This is a genomic window from Priestia sp. ABM2_011, from assembly GCF_056158845.1.
This window is the reverse complement of the sequence record NZ_JBSWUB010000001.1, coordinates 4,863,193-4,879,940: the sequence shown is the minus strand read 5'-3', so window position 1 is coordinate 4,879,940 and position 16,748 is coordinate 4,863,193. Positions and strand designations below refer to the sequence as shown.

The 16,748-nt window shown below is 36.3% G+C and carries 13 protein-coding genes and 2 riboswitches; of the genes, 11 read left to right on the top strand and 2 right to left on the bottom strand.

Going from position 1 to position 16,748, the window contains the following annotated elements:
• Positions 1-29 precede the first annotated feature (29 nt).
• The 9 genes from trmL to ACXAE4_RS25580 all read left to right on the top strand — a co-directional run bounded on the left by trmL (position 30) and on the right by ACXAE4_RS25580 (position 11,008).
• Entirely contained in the window at positions 30-503 is a 474-nt protein-coding gene (gene trmL, locus ACXAE4_RS25620; protein WP_016762878.1) for a tRNA (uridine(34)/cytosine(34)/5-carboxymethylaminomethyluridine(34)-2'-O)-methyltransferase TrmL, read from the top strand.
• A 458-nt stretch (positions 504-961) separates the two neighbouring features.
• On the top strand, positions 962-2,857 hold the full coding sequence (locus ACXAE4_RS25615) for a PrkA family serine protein kinase (RefSeq protein ID WP_013055179.1): 1,896 nt from the start codon (positions 962-964) through the stop codon (positions 2,855-2,857).
• Between the two features lie 324 nt (positions 2,858-3,181).
• On the top strand, positions 3,182-4,360 hold the full coding sequence (gene yhbH / locus ACXAE4_RS25610) for a sporulation protein YhbH (protein WP_028412691.1): 1,179 nt from the start codon (positions 3,182-3,184) through the stop codon (positions 4,358-4,360).
• A gap of 104 nt (positions 4,361-4,464) precedes the next feature.
• Complete coding sequence (locus tag ACXAE4_RS25605) at positions 4,465-5,496, top strand: DUF3231 family protein (protein WP_028412690.1); 1,032 nt, start codon at positions 4,465-4,467, stop codon at positions 5,494-5,496.
• A 143-nt stretch (positions 5,497-5,639) separates the two neighbouring features.
• Positions 5,640-6,536, top strand: a complete 897-nt coding sequence (locus tag ACXAE4_RS25600; RefSeq protein ID WP_014461808.1) for a cation diffusion facilitator family transporter — start codon at positions 5,640-5,642, stop codon at positions 6,534-6,536.
• Positions 6,537-6,640: 104 nt separating this feature from the next.
• Positions 6,641-8,170 (top strand): spore germination protein, encoded by a 1,530-nt coding sequence (locus tag ACXAE4_RS25595; protein WP_289578701.1) that lies wholly within the window; start codon positions 6,641-6,643, stop codon positions 8,168-8,170.
• Positions 8,163-9,254 carry a GerAB/ArcD/ProY family transporter gene (locus ACXAE4_RS25590; protein WP_155010765.1) on the top strand — a complete coding sequence of 364 codons (1,092 nt, stop codon included), beginning with the start codon at positions 8,163-8,165 and terminating at the stop codon, positions 9,252-9,254. Before ACXAE4_RS25595 ends, ACXAE4_RS25590 begins: the two co-directional genes overlap by 8 nt.
• Positions 9,244-10,353, top strand: a complete 1,110-nt coding sequence (locus ACXAE4_RS25585) for a Ger(x)C family spore germination protein (RefSeq protein WP_154990985.1) — start codon at positions 9,244-9,246, stop codon at positions 10,351-10,353. The genes ACXAE4_RS25590 and ACXAE4_RS25585 overlap by 11 nt, the downstream gene beginning before the upstream one ends.
• Positions 10,354-10,552: 199 nt before the next feature.
• Entirely contained in the window at positions 10,553-11,008 is a 456-nt protein-coding gene (locus ACXAE4_RS25580) for a VanZ family protein (RefSeq protein WP_228123026.1), read from the top strand.
• Between the two features lie 167 nt (positions 11,009-11,175).
• Here ACXAE4_RS25580 and thiC read toward each other — a convergent pair whose 3' ends face one another.
• Both thiC and ACXAE4_RS25570 read right to left on the bottom strand, forming a co-directional pair.
• On the bottom strand, positions 11,176-12,945 hold the full coding sequence (gene thiC / locus ACXAE4_RS25575) for a phosphomethylpyrimidine synthase ThiC (RefSeq protein WP_028412684.1): 1,770 nt from the start codon (positions 12,943-12,945) through the stop codon (positions 11,176-11,178).
• A gap of 113 nt (positions 12,946-13,058) precedes the next feature.
• Positions 13,059-13,173, bottom strand: a riboswitch (TPP riboswitch).
• An 81-nt stretch (positions 13,174-13,254) separates the two neighbouring features.
• Complete coding sequence (locus ACXAE4_RS25570; protein ID WP_014461804.1) at positions 13,255-13,545, bottom strand: hypothetical protein; 291 nt, start codon at positions 13,543-13,545, stop codon at positions 13,255-13,257.
• Between the two features lie 458 nt (positions 13,546-14,003).
• Here ACXAE4_RS25570 and ACXAE4_RS25565 point away from each other — a divergent pair, with 458 nt between their 5' ends.
• The gene (locus tag ACXAE4_RS25565) at positions 14,004-14,828 is read left to right on the top strand and encodes an undecaprenyl-diphosphate phosphatase (RefSeq protein WP_033580867.1); all 825 of its coding nucleotides are present in this window, start codon (positions 14,004-14,006) and stop codon (positions 14,826-14,828) included.
• A gap of 273 nt (positions 14,829-15,101) precedes the next feature.
• A riboswitch (cyclic di-AMP (ydaO/yuaA leader) is annotated at positions 15,102-15,241 on the top strand.
• A gap of 106 nt (positions 15,242-15,347) precedes the next feature.
• Complete coding sequence (locus ACXAE4_RS25560) at positions 15,348-16,607, top strand: cation:dicarboxylate symporter family transporter (RefSeq protein WP_028412682.1); 1,260 nt, start codon at positions 15,348-15,350, stop codon at positions 16,605-16,607.
• Positions 16,608-16,748 lie beyond the last annotated feature (141 nt).

Below are 16,748 nucleotides of genomic sequence, written 5' to 3'. Positions count from 1 at the left end.
AATAGATTTGTTAGCAGAGGTGAAAATTTGTGGGAGTACACGTAGTGTTATTTCAACCAGAAATTCCAGCAAATACAGGAAATATTGCGCGAACATGTGCAGCAACAAATACGACGCTGCATTTAGTTCGGCCGTTAGGCTTTTCAACAGATGATAAAATGTTAAAGCGAGCTGGATTGGATTACTGGGAATTTGTAAATGTGGTGTATCATGATTCATTAGAAGAAGTATTTGAAAAGTATCCTGAAGCAGGCTTTTACTTCATCACAAAATTTGGTCAACAGCCACATACAACATTTGATTATAGTGACTTAGAGCAGGATCATTTCTTCGTATTTGGGAGAGAAACAAAGGGTCTGCCAAAGCACATTATTGAAGAGAACATGGAAAGATGTCTTCGTTTACCGATGACAGAAAATGTTCGTTCTTTAAATTTATCTAATACAGCAGCTATTTTAATCTATGAAGCGCTGCGTCAACAAAATTACGCTGGTTTATCTTAAATAAAAAGCGAGGTTCAATAAAATTTGAACCTCGCTTTTTTATTTATGTCGACGATGATATGTAGTGGTTATTTTTTAACGCCCGGTTTATCATTGTATCCCGCTCTGAAGATGGATGCTAAAAAAGCAATTGTTACTCCTAATACTAAAAGTAAGCGCATTGATTTTCCTCCTCAATCTAATTAAAAGGATTATACAGCTACTGCAGTTAAAACCGACTTCCCATATCTCATGATGATAATAATGACAAAATAACTCTTCTAGAGACGTAAGTTCTCTAATAAAATTTAACCGTTCCTTCTTACTCTTTTATTATAGCTAATAAATACTTCACTGTGAATGCCTAGCAAGGACAAATTTCTGAATTTTACAATTTAAAAAGCATGTTCAAACATTTTGCTGCATAGATTGTATTAATCTTGTTCACTAGCACCATAACTAGTAGGGGAGGTCCTTTAATGGATATATTAAAGAAAGTTGAAAGATACCGCGAAGAAGAGAATCGTCTTAAGTGGGAAGGGACATTTGAAGAGTACCTAAAGCTGATTAAAGATGAGCCTTTAATTGCTCAGCCTGCACACTCTAGAGTATACAACATGATAAAGGATGCAGGAATTGAAGAGGTAAATGGTAAAAGACATTATAAATTTTTCAGTGGACAAATGTTTGGACTTGAAGATTCGCTAGAACGCTTGGTGGAAGAATATTTTCACCCAGCTGCAAAGCGTTTAGATGTTCGTAAACGTATTTTACTTTTAATGGGTCCAGTAAGTGGTGGTAAATCGACGCTAGTGACCATGTTAAAAAGAGGGCTTGAAGCTTATTCGCTTACTGATCGAGGAGCTGTTTACGCTATTAAAGGATGCCCAATGCATGAAGATCCGCTGCATTTAATTCCACATCATTTACGTAAAGACTTCTTTGAAGAGTATGGTATCCGAATTGAAGGAAACTTATCTCCTTTAAATACAATGCGATTAGAGGAAGAGTATGGAGGCAGAATTGAAGACGTCATCATCGAACGCATTTTCTTCTCAGAGGACAAACGAACTGGAATTGGAACGTTCAGTCCTTCTGATCCGAAATCTCAAGACATTGCTGACCTAACAGGAAGCATTGACTTTTCAACAATTGCAGAGTATGGATCTGAGTCAGATCCGCGCGCTTACCGCTTTGACGGAGAGCTTAATAAAGCAAACCGGGGAATGATGGAGTTCCAGGAGATGTTAAAATGTGACGAGAAATTTTTATGGCATTTACTCTCTTTAACCCAAGAAGGAAACTTTAAAGCAGGAAGATTTGCTTTAATTAGTGCAGATGAATTAATCGTAGCGCATACAAATGAAACAGAGTATCGCTCGTTTATTTCCAATAAGAAAAATGAAGCTTTGCATTCACGAATTATTGTAATGCCTGTTCCATATAACTTAAAAGTGAGTGATGAGGAAAAAATTTATGACAAAATGATTCGTGAAAGTGACGTATCAGATGTTCATATTGCCCCTCATACACTACGTATTGCGTCTATTTTTACTACGTTAACAAGATTAAAAGAGCCTAAAAAAGGCGATATCGATTTGTTAAAGAAAATGCGCTTATACGACGGTCAATCTGTAGAAGGCTATAATGATGCAGACGTAGAAGAGTTACAAAAAGAATATACGGATGAAGGAATGAGCGGTATTGATCCTCGTTATGTCATTAACCGCATTTCATCTACCATCATTCGAAAAGATATTAAATCAATCAATGCATTAGATGTACTGCGTTCATTGAAGGAAGGATTAGCACAGCATGCGTCTATTTCTGCTGAGGACCGAGAGCGTTACCTGAATTATATTTCTCTGGCGCGTAAAGAATATGATGAAATTGCTAAAAAAGAAGTGCAAAAAGCGTTCGTTTATTCTTACGAAGAGTCTGCTAAAACATTAATGGATAATTATTTAGATAATGTCGAAGCATACTGCAACAAAAATAAGCTTCGTGATCCGCTAACAGGAGAAGAGCTAAATCCAGATGATAAATTAATGCGTTCAATTGAAGAACAAATTGGTATTTCAGAAAATGCGAAAAAAGCATTCCGCGAAGAAATCTTAATTCGTATTTCCGCTTATGCACGTAAAGGAAAACGATTTGACTATAATTCTCATGAACGCTTACGTGAAGCGATTCAGAAAAAACTGTTTGCAGATTTAAAAGACGTAGTGAAAATTACAACGTCCACTAAAACACCAGATGAGCAGCAGCTGAAGAAAGTAAATGAAGTAGTGGCTCGATTGATTGATGAGCATGGGTACAATTCAGTATCTGCTAATGAACTGCTGCGCTATGTAGGAAGTTTGTTAAATCGATAACTCAGTACTAACAAGAAAACATGGCACTTCCGATCTGTGCCATGTTTTTCTTATCTCTTAAAATAAACTCTGCATAATTAGGCTAGTGTGTAGTACGCATTGCACTTAACCATCATATGATAAGTCATAAACATATACATGACACTAGACACTATAAAATGAATAGTTAATAGTAAAAGAATTAGTTAGCAAGTATACCATTCTTGCGCATAGGATAAGAGTAACCAACCTTTGAACTAAAGGTATTTGTCAGAAACTTTCGGTATAGCTTATGCATGCCGAGTAAAAACGTGCAGGTGTTTTTTAAATAAGGAGGGGAATAGCGTGGGAAAAGAAGTAGATAAAAGTTTTGCTGTCTCAAAAGAAGACTGGTCCCTCCATCGTAAAGGCCACGATGATCAAAAAAGACATCAAGAAAAAATTAAAGAAGCGATTAAAAATAATTTACCGGACTTAATTACAGAAGAAAATATCGTGATGTCCAATGGAAGAGAAGTTGTTAAAATCCCGATCAAATCATTGGATGAATATCGAATTCGGTACAATTATGATAAAAACAAACATGTGGGTCAAGGTGATGGAGACAGTAAAGTTGGGGATGTAGTAGCACGTGACGGATCTGCTGGAGATGGTCAAAAAGGAGCAGGAAAAGGTCAAGGAGCAGGTGATCAGGCTGGAGAAGACTACTTTGAAGCGGAAGTGTCCCTCATGGAGCTTCAAGAGGCTTTATTTGCTCAATTAGAACTGCCTAATCTTCAGCGAAAAGAATCTGATCAAATTGTTGTGGAACACATTGAATTTAATGATATACGACGTACAGGTTTGATGGGGAATATTGATAAAAAACGAACGATGATGAGCGCTTATAAGCGAAACGCAATGACAGGAAAGCCTGCTTTTCATCCTATTTATCCGGAGGATTTAAAATTTAAAACGTGGAATGAAGTTATAAAGCCAGAATCGAAAGCAGTCGTTTTAGCTATGATGGATACGAGCGGTTCGATGGGCATATGGGAAAAATATATGGCACGAAGCTTTTTCTTTTGGATGACACGCTTTTTACGTACGAAATACGAAACGGTGGAAATTGAATTTATTGCGCATCATACAGAGGCAAAAGTAGTGTCAGAAGAAGACTTCTTCTCCAAAGGAGAAAGTGGAGGAACCATCTGCTCATCTGCTTACCGAAAAGCGCTTGAATTAATTAACCAAAAGTATGATCCGAGCCGTTACAATATTTACCCGTTTCATTTTTCAGATGGTGATAACTTAACTTCAGATAACGCAAGGTGTGTAAAGTTAGTAAATGAATTAATGAAAGTGTCAAATATGTTTGGGTATGGGGAAGTAAATCAGTACAATCGACATTCCACTTTAATGTCTGCGTACAAAAACATTCAAGACGAAAGCTTTAGACACTTTATTTTAAAACAAAAATCAGACGTTTTTCATGCGATGAAAAGCTTTTTTAGAAAAGAGACCGAAGACCAAAAATATGCATAACCTAAAAGGCCTAGACTTGTTATCTAGGTCTTTTTTATGCGGTTTATTCAGCGCTTCTTTGGAGATAGTAAAAGTACGACTTTATCCAAAAGGAGAATAAGTGAATGAACGAAAATATAAAGAGTGAAATGCAAAAACATCAACAAAATCAGCGGTTGAATGCAGCCGAGTTAGGTTACTTATGGGCGCAATATTTAGGCGATACGCTGTATGTATGCGTTCTTGGATATTTTCTATCTGTTGTAAAAGATCCAGAGATTAAGGAACTTTTAAAAAAAGCACATCAGTTTTCACAAACTCATGTAGACGAATTGACGGAATTATTCAGTTCAGAAAAAATTCCAATTCCAGTAGGGTTTGGGGAACAAGATGTGAACAAAGGAGTTCCTGCTTTATTCGATGATATTTTTATGGCTATTTATGTAAACGAAATGGCCATTGGAGGTATGAAGAAATATGCCAGAGCGCTAAGCGCAGTGAGAAGGCAAGATATTTATGACCACCTATCTCGATGTGTAAAAGAAAGCGACATTCTTTTAGAGAATTCTAACCACGTTATTTTAAGAAAAAGCATGCTGATGAGACCTCCGGTTATTCCTTATCCTGTAAAAGTGAATTTTGTGGACGAAAAAACATTTATATCACCATTTTTCTCTCAAATGCATCCTTTAACTTCTTTAGAGGTTACCGCTATTCAAGAAATTGTTAATACAAATGTATTAGGTAAAACGCTGATGCTGGCCTTTAGTCAAGTAGCTACCACACAAAAATTACGCTCTTATTTTTTTGATGGAGTCAAGCTTGCAAGTAAGCAAATCAAGCACTTCACCGAATTACTGTCTGAAGCTGATTTACCAAGTCCGAGGTTGCTTGATGCATATGTAACCAACTCAACGATTTCACCGTTTTCAGATAAGCTGATGATGTATCATACTTCTACAGCGGTGACGATCGCTATTGATAACTGCGGTGCTGGTTTGTCTATGGCCTTCCGTTCGGATGTAGCAGTAGAATTTTCTCAGCTAATTGGGCGTATAGGGAAGTACGGAAAAGATGGAATTCGAATTATGATTGAGCAAGGGTGGATGGAAGAACCTCCAATGGCAACTGATCGTAAGAAGTTGGCAGAGAAATAAGAAAGATATGTTGTGGATTATCAGTAATTTTGCGGTGCTGAAACATATATAGCTAAATGAAAATAGGTTGCTCTAGACCCACTTGAATGAACAGTGATAAGATAAAAAAGCTGATTTTTCAAGAAGTAAGTCGAGGTGTGCAAATGAATAATAGTATAAGGGAGTCCATTGCGAAAAAAGTAGCATGGATTAGCGTATGGAGCAATATTGCCCTTACGCTAGGAAAAGTAATAGTAGGATGGATTGGAAATAGTGATGCCGTATTTGCTGATGGTATTCACTCTGCAGCGGACGTATTTGCCTCTATTATTGTCTTGTTGGTTATACGAGTAGCAAATAAGCCAGCAGATGATGATCATCCATACGGGCATGGAAAAGCAGAAGTAATTGTCTCAGGAATTGTAGGAATTATTTTATTGCTTGTATCATTTTATGTGGTATTTGAAGGAGTCGTTGGTTTATTCCATCCGGTTGAATCTCCAAATATTTTAGCCATGTGGATTGCTGTTATTTCATACATAGCAAAGGTATTATTGTACCGTTATTCTTTAAACGTAGCCAAGCAGCACCACAGTAAGGCAATTGAGGCAATTGCATTTGATCATAAAGCAGATATTGTTGCTTCTATTGCAGCGGCAATTGGTGTTTTATTATCCATTATTGGTGATAAAATGGATGTTCAACTGCTGTTATACGGAGATAAAATAGCAAGTATCTTTGTTGCTTATTTAATTTTTAACATTGCCAGACAAATGATGGGAGAGTCTTTTCAAATCTTAATGGAAGGCAATATTGATGAAGAGCTACTGAAAGAACTTGAAGAAAGTATTTATGAATTTGAAGATGTGAAGCGGATTGATCGCGTTCGAGCAAGAGAACATGGCCATTACATATTAGTGGATGTACGTATTTCAATTGACCACTTTAAAACAATTAAGGAAGGTCATGATTTAGGACGAGAAATCAAAGCTACACTTATGAAAAAGCATGATAATATTCAGGAAGTATTAATCCATTTGAATCCTTATTATCCAGATTAAAAAGACGCAGCGAAAATTTTTCGCTGCGTCTTTTTGCATTTTTTTACATACTATTTATTTTTTTAGAAACAATGAATATTAACAAGAGACATCGAGGCAGGTGAGTGGCACTGTTAATTAAACGAAGGCCTAAGCGAAAAAAAAGTCCTATCTCCCTTGAAGAAAAGGAGCCAAAAATAGAAATTGAACTTGGTACAAACATAGAAGAAACTCTAAATGTGCTAGAAGAACGGTTAGACTATACGAGCGATATAGGGAAAAGGTGGCTAAAGTTCAATTATGAGCGTGCGCTTTTAGTTTATTTTGTTCCTCTTATGGATTCAGTGAAATTAAATGAGCATGTGATCAAACCTTTATTAATCGAAAAAGAAGGAAAGATAAGTGAAATTATTCAGGCCGCTTCAATTACTCCTACAAAAGATTTGAATGAAATGATTAGTTTAATGAGCCGAGGTGCGTCTGTTTTATTAATAGAGAATGATCCGTTTGTTTATGCAATTGATTCTACCAAAACGGCTACAAGAGAAGTTAATCAAGCGCTGAATGAAAAAGTGATTAGGGGTTCACAGGAAAGTTTTGTCGAGAGCTTGGACAAAAATCTAAACATGATGAGGCAAAAATTTTTAGATGGAAGCCTTATTGTACGCTATATCGAAGTAGGCAGTATTTCACGCACTCGAGTGGCAGTTTTATATTTGAAAAATATAGCAAACGCAGAAATTTGTAATATGATTATTGATCGTATCAAACAAATTGAAGTGGATGGAGTGGATAGTGGGAGTGTCATTGAAGAGGCTCTAGAAGATTCACCTCTGTCACCATTTCCTCAGCTGCTGAATACAGAAAGGCCGGATCGAGTAATGGGTAACTTGTTAGAAGGAAGAATGGCAGTTTTAACAAATGGTAATAGTTCTGCGTTAATTGCTCCTGTTAACTTTTTTACTTTTTATCAATCGCCTGAAGATTACAATACACGTGCACTTTATGGCTCATTTTTTCGACTTTTACGCGTGTTCAGTTTTTTTGTTGCCATGAGTTTACCTGCGATTTATATTGCAACGATTTCTTTTCATTACGAGTTAATTCCTTTGGACTTAGTATTTACGGTAAAAGGATCTCTTGAGAACGTTCCGTTTCCTCCGATAGTAGAGGCATTTATTATGGTATTGATATTGGAACTATTAAAAGAAGCATCGCTCAGGCTGCCTTCATCCATTGCTCAAACCATCGGGGTAGTTGGAGGATTAGTTATCGGCACAGCAATTGTTGAAGCGAGTTTAGTTTCAAATATGATGATTATTGTTATTGCTCTAACAGCCGTTTCTTCCTTTGTTGTGCCATCAAACGAAATGAGCACAACGCTGCGAATTTTAAGTTTTCCTATGATGATCGGAGCAGCCGCTTTTGGCTATTTGGGTATTGTTTTTGTACTAGTTCTTATTGTTATGCATTTAGTTATTTTAGAGTCTATTACGATGCCTTACTTAATCCCTTTTGCGCCATTTAAATTTTCTGGCTTAAAGGATGTTTTTATAAGGATGCATCAGCTCTATTTGAATGAAAGGCCTGCTAACGCTAAGCCTCAAAAACGCCAACGTCAAAAAGCGATAAGGAATTGGGATTCAAATGAATAAAAATAGTATTTCAGCCAGCCAGCTGTTCTTTATCATTTTGCAAACTCAAATTGGTATTGGTGTTTTAGGGTTACCTTATAACTTATTTAAGACGGCGCATACGGACGGCTGGATTTCCATGTTAATTAGCGGGTGTATAATTCAAGTCATTACATTGTTCCACTGGGGACTAACGCATCGGTTGCCAGGTCTAACTTTATATCAAATGACCAGCAAGCTGCTTGGTAAGTGGATAGGGAATTTTCTAAATGTAGGATATGTATTTTATTACATCATTGTTTCAAGTGTTATTACTGTTTTGTATGTAAACGTGTTAAAGCGCTGGCTGTACCACTTAACCCCAGCATATGTTTTGGTCCTTTTATTAGTTGTTATTGCCCTATATTTTGCAAAAGAGAATGTTCGAAACATAGGGCGTTTTTTTACAATTGTATCTGTATTTTTAATCATTTTAGTCTTACTGGTGTCAAATGCTTATAAAGAGGCTGATGTCCGGTATCTATTTCCGATTGGGCACAGCGGTATTCAAAATATCTTGCTAGCGTCAAAAGAAGGAAGTATCTCAATGCTAGGCTTTGAAGCCATTTTGATTTTAGCACCGTTTGTAAAGGCAAAATCCACTATGACATTGAAAATGGTCATGCTTAGTAATTGTATCGTTACCGTTTTATATGTTTATATCATCATTGCTTGTTATTTGTTTTTTAGCCCAGATGAAATTTTAATCGTACCAGAACCGGTTTTATACATTTTGAAGGCGACACAAAACTCAGTGATTGAACGAATCGATTTGGTTTTTATTACTTTTTGGATTATTTCTGTTATTACGTCCCTTATTATGTACGTGTATATTTCAAGTGTAGGCATGCAGGAAATATTCAAAAAGAAAACTCACCGTCCGTTTGTTCCAATTGTATTGATATTCGTAACAGGTCTTTCTATTTATTTTTCAAGAACGGATAATCTTGTGGCAGCTTTGTCACAGGCAACTAACTACTTAATTTACGTATTCATTTTCTGTATTCCTATTTGTTTGTTAATTCTATCATGGATAAGAAAAGGAACAGTAAAAAATGAAGTATAAACTTATCAAGGTATTGAGCATATGTTTAATTTTAAGTTTTCTAACAGGATGTTGGGATCAAAAATTGTTAAAAGATACGATGTTTTTGTCTACAGTGGCTTATGAAAAAAAGAAAGATAAGGTGATTTCTACTATTGCGATCCGTTCCTATACGTCTAAAGAAGGGACATTAGTGAATAAAACCTATCATGTAGCAGGGGATTCACCTCGAGACGATCGTACAAAAATTAACCAGCAGGTTTCTGGAATTGTTATGTCTGCTAAAAAAAGAATTGTTTTATTTGAAAATCAATTAGCTAAGGAGGGTGTATTAGAATTATCCGACGTTTTATATCGCACATCAGAAAGTCCTTTGACAGCTAAGTATGTCATTGTAGAAGGAAAGCCGAGTACCATAGTTGAATTACAGCAAGTAGGAGAAGAGCTAATTGGAGAGTATTTAGACGGAGTTGTTCATACGGCTGAAGTCAATTCTTTAGTGCCTGTTGAAACTCTTCAGTCACTTTGTACCGTTTTATTTGATGAAGGAAAAGGACTAGCACTCCCTTATGTGAAATTAAATACTGAAAATAAGACCGTTGATGTAATCGGTACAGCTTTATTTAATGAAGATAAATTTTCAGGCATTACATTAAATCCTGAGGAATCCAAGGTGCTTCTTTTATTAGGAAATCAAAAAGGTAAATATATGATTATGAGTCACAAAATTACCATACATGATCAACAGTATGTAGTATCGTATGATGTGTCAGGCGCTAAAGCAAAAATGCACCTTAAACCGGATGCGATGTACGGAGCGAAAGTAACCATACCGCTACATGTAAAAGTAAGCATTAATGAATTTACCAAAAATGAAATGTCATCTCCTGCATTGACAAAAAAGGTGCAGGAAGAAATTGAAAAGATTCTACAAAAAAAAGCTGAAAAAGTAGTTGGAAAGCTACAAAAAGCTAATTGTGATTTTCTGGAAATAGGAAGAGAAGCAGCTGCTTATCATCCGAGTATATGGAAAAGGCTTAAATGGAGACAGGACTATAAAAACATCTCGATTAATCCGAAAGTACAAGTGGAAATTATCCATCGTGGAATTATTAATTAAAAAAAGTCATGCGAAACGCATGGCTTTTTTTAAGTGGAAAAATGTTAGTTTACAAAATAATAAAAAGGGAATTGTATTTATTTATTGATGTGATAGGATAAAAAAAGCATGTAAATCCATTCACTACGAATGAAAGCAGTGGACATATACATATAGATAATAATAAATGGTTTGGGGAGTCAAAGAAGGTGATGTTGAAGTGAATGTAAGCATCAGGTCAATCGTTAAAAAAGTCATGTTCATTCTATTTATTGCGTACGGGGCAGTGGTCATTTATGCTACTCTCATACGGGAAAACGAACATGTTTACGGAAAAGCAATGAACTTGGATTTATTTAGTACAATCCGTCTGATGTGGGACAGCGGTAATATAATGCTCACTCTGACAAATATACTGGGAAATATCGTGATGTTTGCGCCGCTTGGAATGTTTATTCCGTTGTTTATGAAGTGGTTTGACGGTTTTATTCAAGTCTTTACGACTGGTTTCTTAATCAGTTTTCTGATTGAAATTTTACAGTACAAGCTAACGGAACGAGTATTTGATATTGATGATATCTTTTTGAATACGCTAGGTACATTTATAGGCTGGGTTATTATTAAAATACTATATTGGATCAAGAACATGCTGAAAGCACGTTTCAAAAAAAGATGAAAGGACTTCTTTACGAAGTCCTTTTTGCATCTTGTTGATAGAAACACTTAATGCAGCGTCTTACGGAAGAATGTGAGGATTCAACGATAATGTGCTGACAATTTTGCTGAACAAATAATAACTTTCCTTCAAGCTGCTTAATTTGTTTTTTTAGCTGTTCTACTTCATTATTGATAGATATTTGAACCACTGTTAACAAACTCTTTAGCTTTTTCTTTCATTCCTTCTTTTCTTACTTCGTTTACATCTTTTTCATTTTCTTGAGCCATGTTACGAATATCTTGAGAAATACGCATCGAACAGAATTTAGGTCCACACATTGAACAGAAATGGGCTGTTTTAGCACCTTCAGCGGGAAGTGTTTCATCGTGATATTCTTTTGCGCGCTCTGGATCTAGTGACAGGTTAAATTGATCATTCCATCTAAATTCAAATCTTGCTTTAGACAGAGCATTATCGCGTTTTTGTGCTCCTGGATGGCCTTTTGCTAGGTCAGCAGCATGCGCAGCAATTTTATAGGTGATAACGCCTTCGCGAACGTCTTCTTTATTCGGGAGTCCTAAATGTTCTTTTGGCGTTACGTAGCAAAGCATAGCTGTCCCAAACCAGCCAATCATTGCAGCACCAATACCTGATGTAATATGGTCATAGCCTGGAGCGATGTCGGTTGTAAGCGGTCCAAGAGTATAGAAGGGAGCTTCCTGGCATATTTCCATTTGTTTATCTACGTTTTCTTTGATGAGATGCATTGGAACATGTCCAGGACCTTCAATCATAACTTGAACATCGTGTTTCCAAGCAATTTTAGTTAATTCACCAAGCGTTTCTAATTCACCGAACTGTGCCTCATCATTAGCATCTGCAATGGAACCAGGACGTAGCCCATCGCCAAGCGAAATAGCAATATCGTATGCTTTACAGATTTCACAGATTTCTTCAAAGCGAGTATATAAAAAATTCTCTTCATGATGAGCTAAACACCACTGCGCCAAGATGGATCCTCCGCGTGAAACAATACCTGTCGTACGTTTCGCTGTCAGAGGAATATAACGTAAAAGAACACCTGCGTGAATAGTAAAGTAATCAACACCTTGTTCTGCTTGTTCAATTAATGTATCGCGGTATGCTTCCCACGTTAGATCTTCTGCTACGCCTTTTACTTTTTCAAGCGCTTGGTAAATAGGAACGGTCCCTACAGGAACAGGCGAGTTGCGGATAATCCATTCGCGTGTTGTGTGGATATCCTTTCCTGTTGATAGATCCATAATTGTATCGGCTCCCCAACGCGTTGCCCATGTCATTTTTTCTACTTCATCTTCAATAGCTGAACGAATAGCTGAATTTCCGATATTAGCATTAATTTTCACATGGAATTTGCGGCCGATAATCATCGGTTCGCTCTCAGGGTGATTGATATTATTAGGGATAATCGCACGTCCTCTTGCTACTTCTTCACGCACAATTTCAGGATTCATCTGTTCACGAATAGCGATAAATTCCATTTCGGGCGTGATGACTCCTTTTTTCGCATAGTGCATTTGCGTTACATTTTGATTTTTTTTCGCGCGCAAAGGTAAACGTTTAGTGATAAAGCGCTCGTACTGATCTCTTGGATCACCGTCATAATAACCGTTATCCTGTGGCTGAACCGTACGGCCTTGATATGTTTCTACATCGTTTCGTTCTGCAATCCACTTTTCGCGCAGAGCCGGTAATCCTTTTTGTAAATTAATTTCATAAGAGGGATCTGTATAAACACCGCTCGTGTCGTATACACGTACGGGACTATTTTCTTCTTCACCAAAAGACCCTGTAGTAGGAGACTGATGAATTTCACGCATAGGTACTTTAAGGTCTTGTCTGGATCCTTGGACATATACTTTGTGACTGTTTGGAAAAGGCTTTTTCATAGAAACTGATACATTTTGTTTTGACATTACATATTCCTCCGGTTTCGCATAAAGTGTAGCTATACCGAACCATAAAAAAATCGGGTTCTGTGATAGACAGAACCCGATGGAATAGGCAAAAAAAGAATAAAACTATACTATTCTTTTCAAGACTACTTCCCTCCGCTGGTATAACCCAAATCAGGTTCAAAGGGTTAAAGAGTTTTATTGCACTCTTCTCTCAGTCTGAGCTATCAGACACCCCTAGTAGAAATAACATTCAAATTATTCAATTTACGGCTTAAGTTTACCATCATTCGGTAAAAAATCAACCCTTAAATAAAAAAAGCTAGACAATTAGCGTTGTCTAGCAGCATCGATTGCAATCACAATAGCTGTAATAATATGCATGATAAATCCCAAAAATGGAATCCAAGCAACCAGTGAGGTAACAAGCCCTAGTATGTTTCCATAAGCAGATAACCCTCGTCTATTAGCTAAAATGAGTGTGATAGCATGAAGAATAAATCCAATAAAAAGAGGAGTATAGCTAAAGCCCATAACAATTCCCGCGCCAATTAAAGGAATTCCCAGCAAGGCTTCATACCCAGCAGTGACCCATTTCATTGTACGTACATTTCCATTCATAGTAAAAAGCCTCCTAAAAAAGATACTACTATATACGAGAAAAGAGAGAAAAAAGTTTCAAATTACTTAGGGGATATGTCGTATAAGTCAGCCCTATTGGATTAAAATGATAGATGACAGTAAAGGGGGATGGAAAAAACATAATGATTTAGTCATTTTTTCACACTAAAGAAAAATAGTCTAGATGATTCATTTTTAGCTAAGGGACCAGAATTTATACTGAACATAGTGACTGCTTTTTAAAATAAATAAAAGCTGATATCGTGTTTTTTGGTTGTAGCATGTAAGCTTTTTATTACAAATTATTAAAGATTCTTATCTTTTTGCAAATACACATTGTATTTCATAGTTTTAACAATTATGATAAAAAAGCAAGTGTCAAAATAGGAAAATAGTTGAGCATGTAAAACGAAGCGATAAGCTTATTAATTTGAAAGAAAGGCAAGGTACATAGCTTTATGTGGGAAATTATTGTAGCAATCATTTTAGGGATTGTAGAAGGTTTAACAGAGTTTGCTCCCGTTTCGTCAACTGGGCATATGATTATTGTGGATGACCTGTGGTTAAATTCAAAAGAATTATTTTCATCTCCAGTAGCTAATACATTTAAGATTGTTATTCAGCTAGGGTCGATTTTAGCAGTAGTTGTTATTTTTAAAGATCGTTTTATTAATTTATTAGGATTGGGAAAAAAACCAGCTGCTGCAATTGGACCGACAAATCGCTTAAATTTAATGCAGGTAATTGTTGGTTTGTTACCCGCAGGAGTGTTAGGACTTTTGTTTGATGATTACATTGATGAACATTTGTTTTCTTTAAATACGGTGCTAATTGGCTTAGTGGTCGGAGCTGTATTAATGATTCTAGCAGATTTGTTTGGACCTAAACGTCCGCGTGTAGAGACGGTGGACCAAATGTCTTATGGACAAGCACTAGGTATAGGACTGTTTCAATGTATTGCTCTTTGGCCAGGTTTTTCTCGTTCAGGCTCAACGATTTCAGGAGGGGTTCTTCTTGGAATGAGCCATAAGGCAGCCGCAGATTTTACATTTATTATGGCAGTGCCAATTATGGCAGGAGCAAGTGGACTTTCATTGGTTAAAAACTGGCAGTATTTCACATCAGATGCACTACCGTTTTTTATTGCTGGTTTTATCAGCGCCTTTATTTTTGCGCTTATATCGATTCGCTTTTTCTTAAAATTAATCAACCGCATTAAATTAGTTCCGTTTGCCATTTATCGAATTATTTTAGCGGCTATTCTATATTTTGTATTTTTATAAAATAAATAAGCGTATTTTATAGCCATTTAAACTTCTGATAAAGACTTAAAAAGCAAGAAAAAGCTATTGCAACATTGCAATAGCTTTTTTGCATAAATATATATTATTGTCTTTTGAAAGCGTTTTATAAACATGGGTATTGACAAAACGTGTCGAAAAATAGTAAATTAATATTTGTGCAGTATAAAGTTAAGTAAAAGTAAGACTTCTGTTTAGTTTTATTGACTGTAAAAAACGTATGACAACGTATAGATCGTTTTAATTTTATAAAAATTGAATAATAAGCTTAATCGTATAGAGCGGGGGAATCATTATCGGCAGTAAAGCTGCCTTGGGGTGAATCCTTACAAAAGGTAGGAAACTCTCAATTCCGAATCCGACAGTTAACCTCGTTTGCTTTATTGAGAGAAAGAGCCCAAAATAGCGTAAGTAAAAGGCTGTTCTTTCTTAAGAATAGTCTTTTTTTGTTTTTTCAGAAAAGTATATACAAATGTCATACATCTTTGGGGAGGTACATCTATGAAAAAAATTCGTTTTGGTTTGGCTACGCAGATTTTTACCGGTTTAATCCTCGGTGTTCTTGTAGGAGTAATTTGGTTTAACGATCCGCGTGTAGTAACATACCTGCAGCCGCTGGGAGACTTGTTCTTAAGATTGATTAAGATGATTGTTATTCCAATTGTTATCTCAAGTTTAGTCGTTGGAGTTGCAGGAGCAGGTAGCGGTAAACAGGTCGGAAAGCTTGGCGTTAAAACCATTCTCTATTTTGAAATTATTACAACTTTCGCAATTGTAATCGGTGTATTGATTGCTAATATTTTTCATCCTGGACAAGGTGTAGACATTCATTCAGCACAGAAGAGTGATATTTCACAATACGTTGAAACATCCGAACAGCAAGAAGGAAAGTCAGTGGCTGAAACGTTCTTACACATTGTTCCGACAAACTTTTTCCAGTCAATTGTTGAAGGGGACATGCTAGCAATTATCTTCTTTACAGTATTGTTCGCACTTGGAGTAGCGGCAATTGGAGAAAGAGGAAAGCCTGTTGTTCAATTCTTTGACGGCGTTTCTCACGCAATGTTTCACGTGGTAAACCTAGTAATGAAAGTGGCTCCGATTGGAGTATTTGCTTTAATTGGTGTAACAGTTTCGAAATTCGGTTTAGAGTCACTTCTTTCATTAGGAAAGCTTGTTATCTTAGTTTACTTAGCGTTAATTTTCTTCCTACTTGTTGTATTAGGAGGAATTGCGAAATGGGCAGGAATTAACATTTTCCACTTATTCCGCTATATGAAAGATGAACTGTTGTTAGCATACAGTACATCTAGTTCTGAGACAGTTCTTCCGCGAATTATGGAAAAACTTGAAAAGATGGGCTGTCCAAAAGCTATCGTATCGTTCGTTGTACCAATTGGTTATACATTTAACCTAGATGGTTCTGTTCTCTATCAAGCGATTGCAGCGTTATTCTTAGCGCAGGTGTATGGTATTGATTTAACGATCGTTCAACAGCTGACGCTCATTCTGGTATTGATGGTTACATCTAAAGGAATGGCTGCGGTGCCAGGAACATCATTTGTTGTATTACTGGCTACTCTTGGAACAATCGGCGTTCCGGCAGAAGGATTAGCCTTCATTGCGGGAGTAGACAGAATCATGGATATGGCACGTACGGTTGTTAACTTAGTAGGAAACACACTAGCAGCAATTGTGATGTCTAAATCTGAAGGCAAATTTGACCCTAAAAAAGGTACAGAGGTCATGAGAGCCGGCTAATTTATAAATTAAAAAGCTACTTATTCTATTCAAAAAATTAGAATAAGTAGCTTTTTTCATAATAATTCCTTTATTATTATGGAAATTGACCCTATAATATGTAACATCAGGTATAAATATATCCAAATTTTATTCTTACAT

Coding starts and splice junctions, on each gene's coding strand:
- ACXAE4_RS25615 (WP_013055179.1), top strand. CDS start 962: ATGGATATATTAAAGAAAGTTGAAAGATACCGCGAAGAAGAGAATCGT.
- ACXAE4_RS25605 (WP_028412690.1), top strand. CDS start 4,465: ATGAACGAAAATATAAAGAGTGAAATGCAAAAACATCAACAAAATCAG.
- ACXAE4_RS25600 (WP_014461808.1), top strand. CDS start 5,640: ATGAATAATAGTATAAGGGAGTCCATTGCGAAAAAAGTAGCATGGATT.
- ACXAE4_RS25590 (WP_155010765.1), top strand. CDS start 8,163: ATGAATAAAAATAGTATTTCAGCCAGCCAGCTGTTCTTTATCATTTTG.
- ACXAE4_RS25585 (WP_154990985.1), top strand. CDS start 9,244: ATGAAGTATAAACTTATCAAGGTATTGAGCATATGTTTAATTTTAAGT.
- thiC (WP_028412684.1), bottom strand. CDS start 12,945: ATGTCAAAACAAAATGTATCAGTTTCTATGAAAAAGCCTTTTCCAAAC.
- ACXAE4_RS25570 (WP_014461804.1), bottom strand. CDS start 13,545: ATGAATGGAAATGTACGTACAATGAAATGGGTCACTGCTGGGTATGAA.
- ACXAE4_RS25565 (WP_033580867.1), top strand. CDS start 14,004: ATGTGGGAAATTATTGTAGCAATCATTTTAGGGATTGTAGAAGGTTTA.
- ACXAE4_RS25560 (WP_028412682.1), top strand. CDS start 15,348: ATGAAAAAAATTCGTTTTGGTTTGGCTACGCAGATTTTTACCGGTTTA.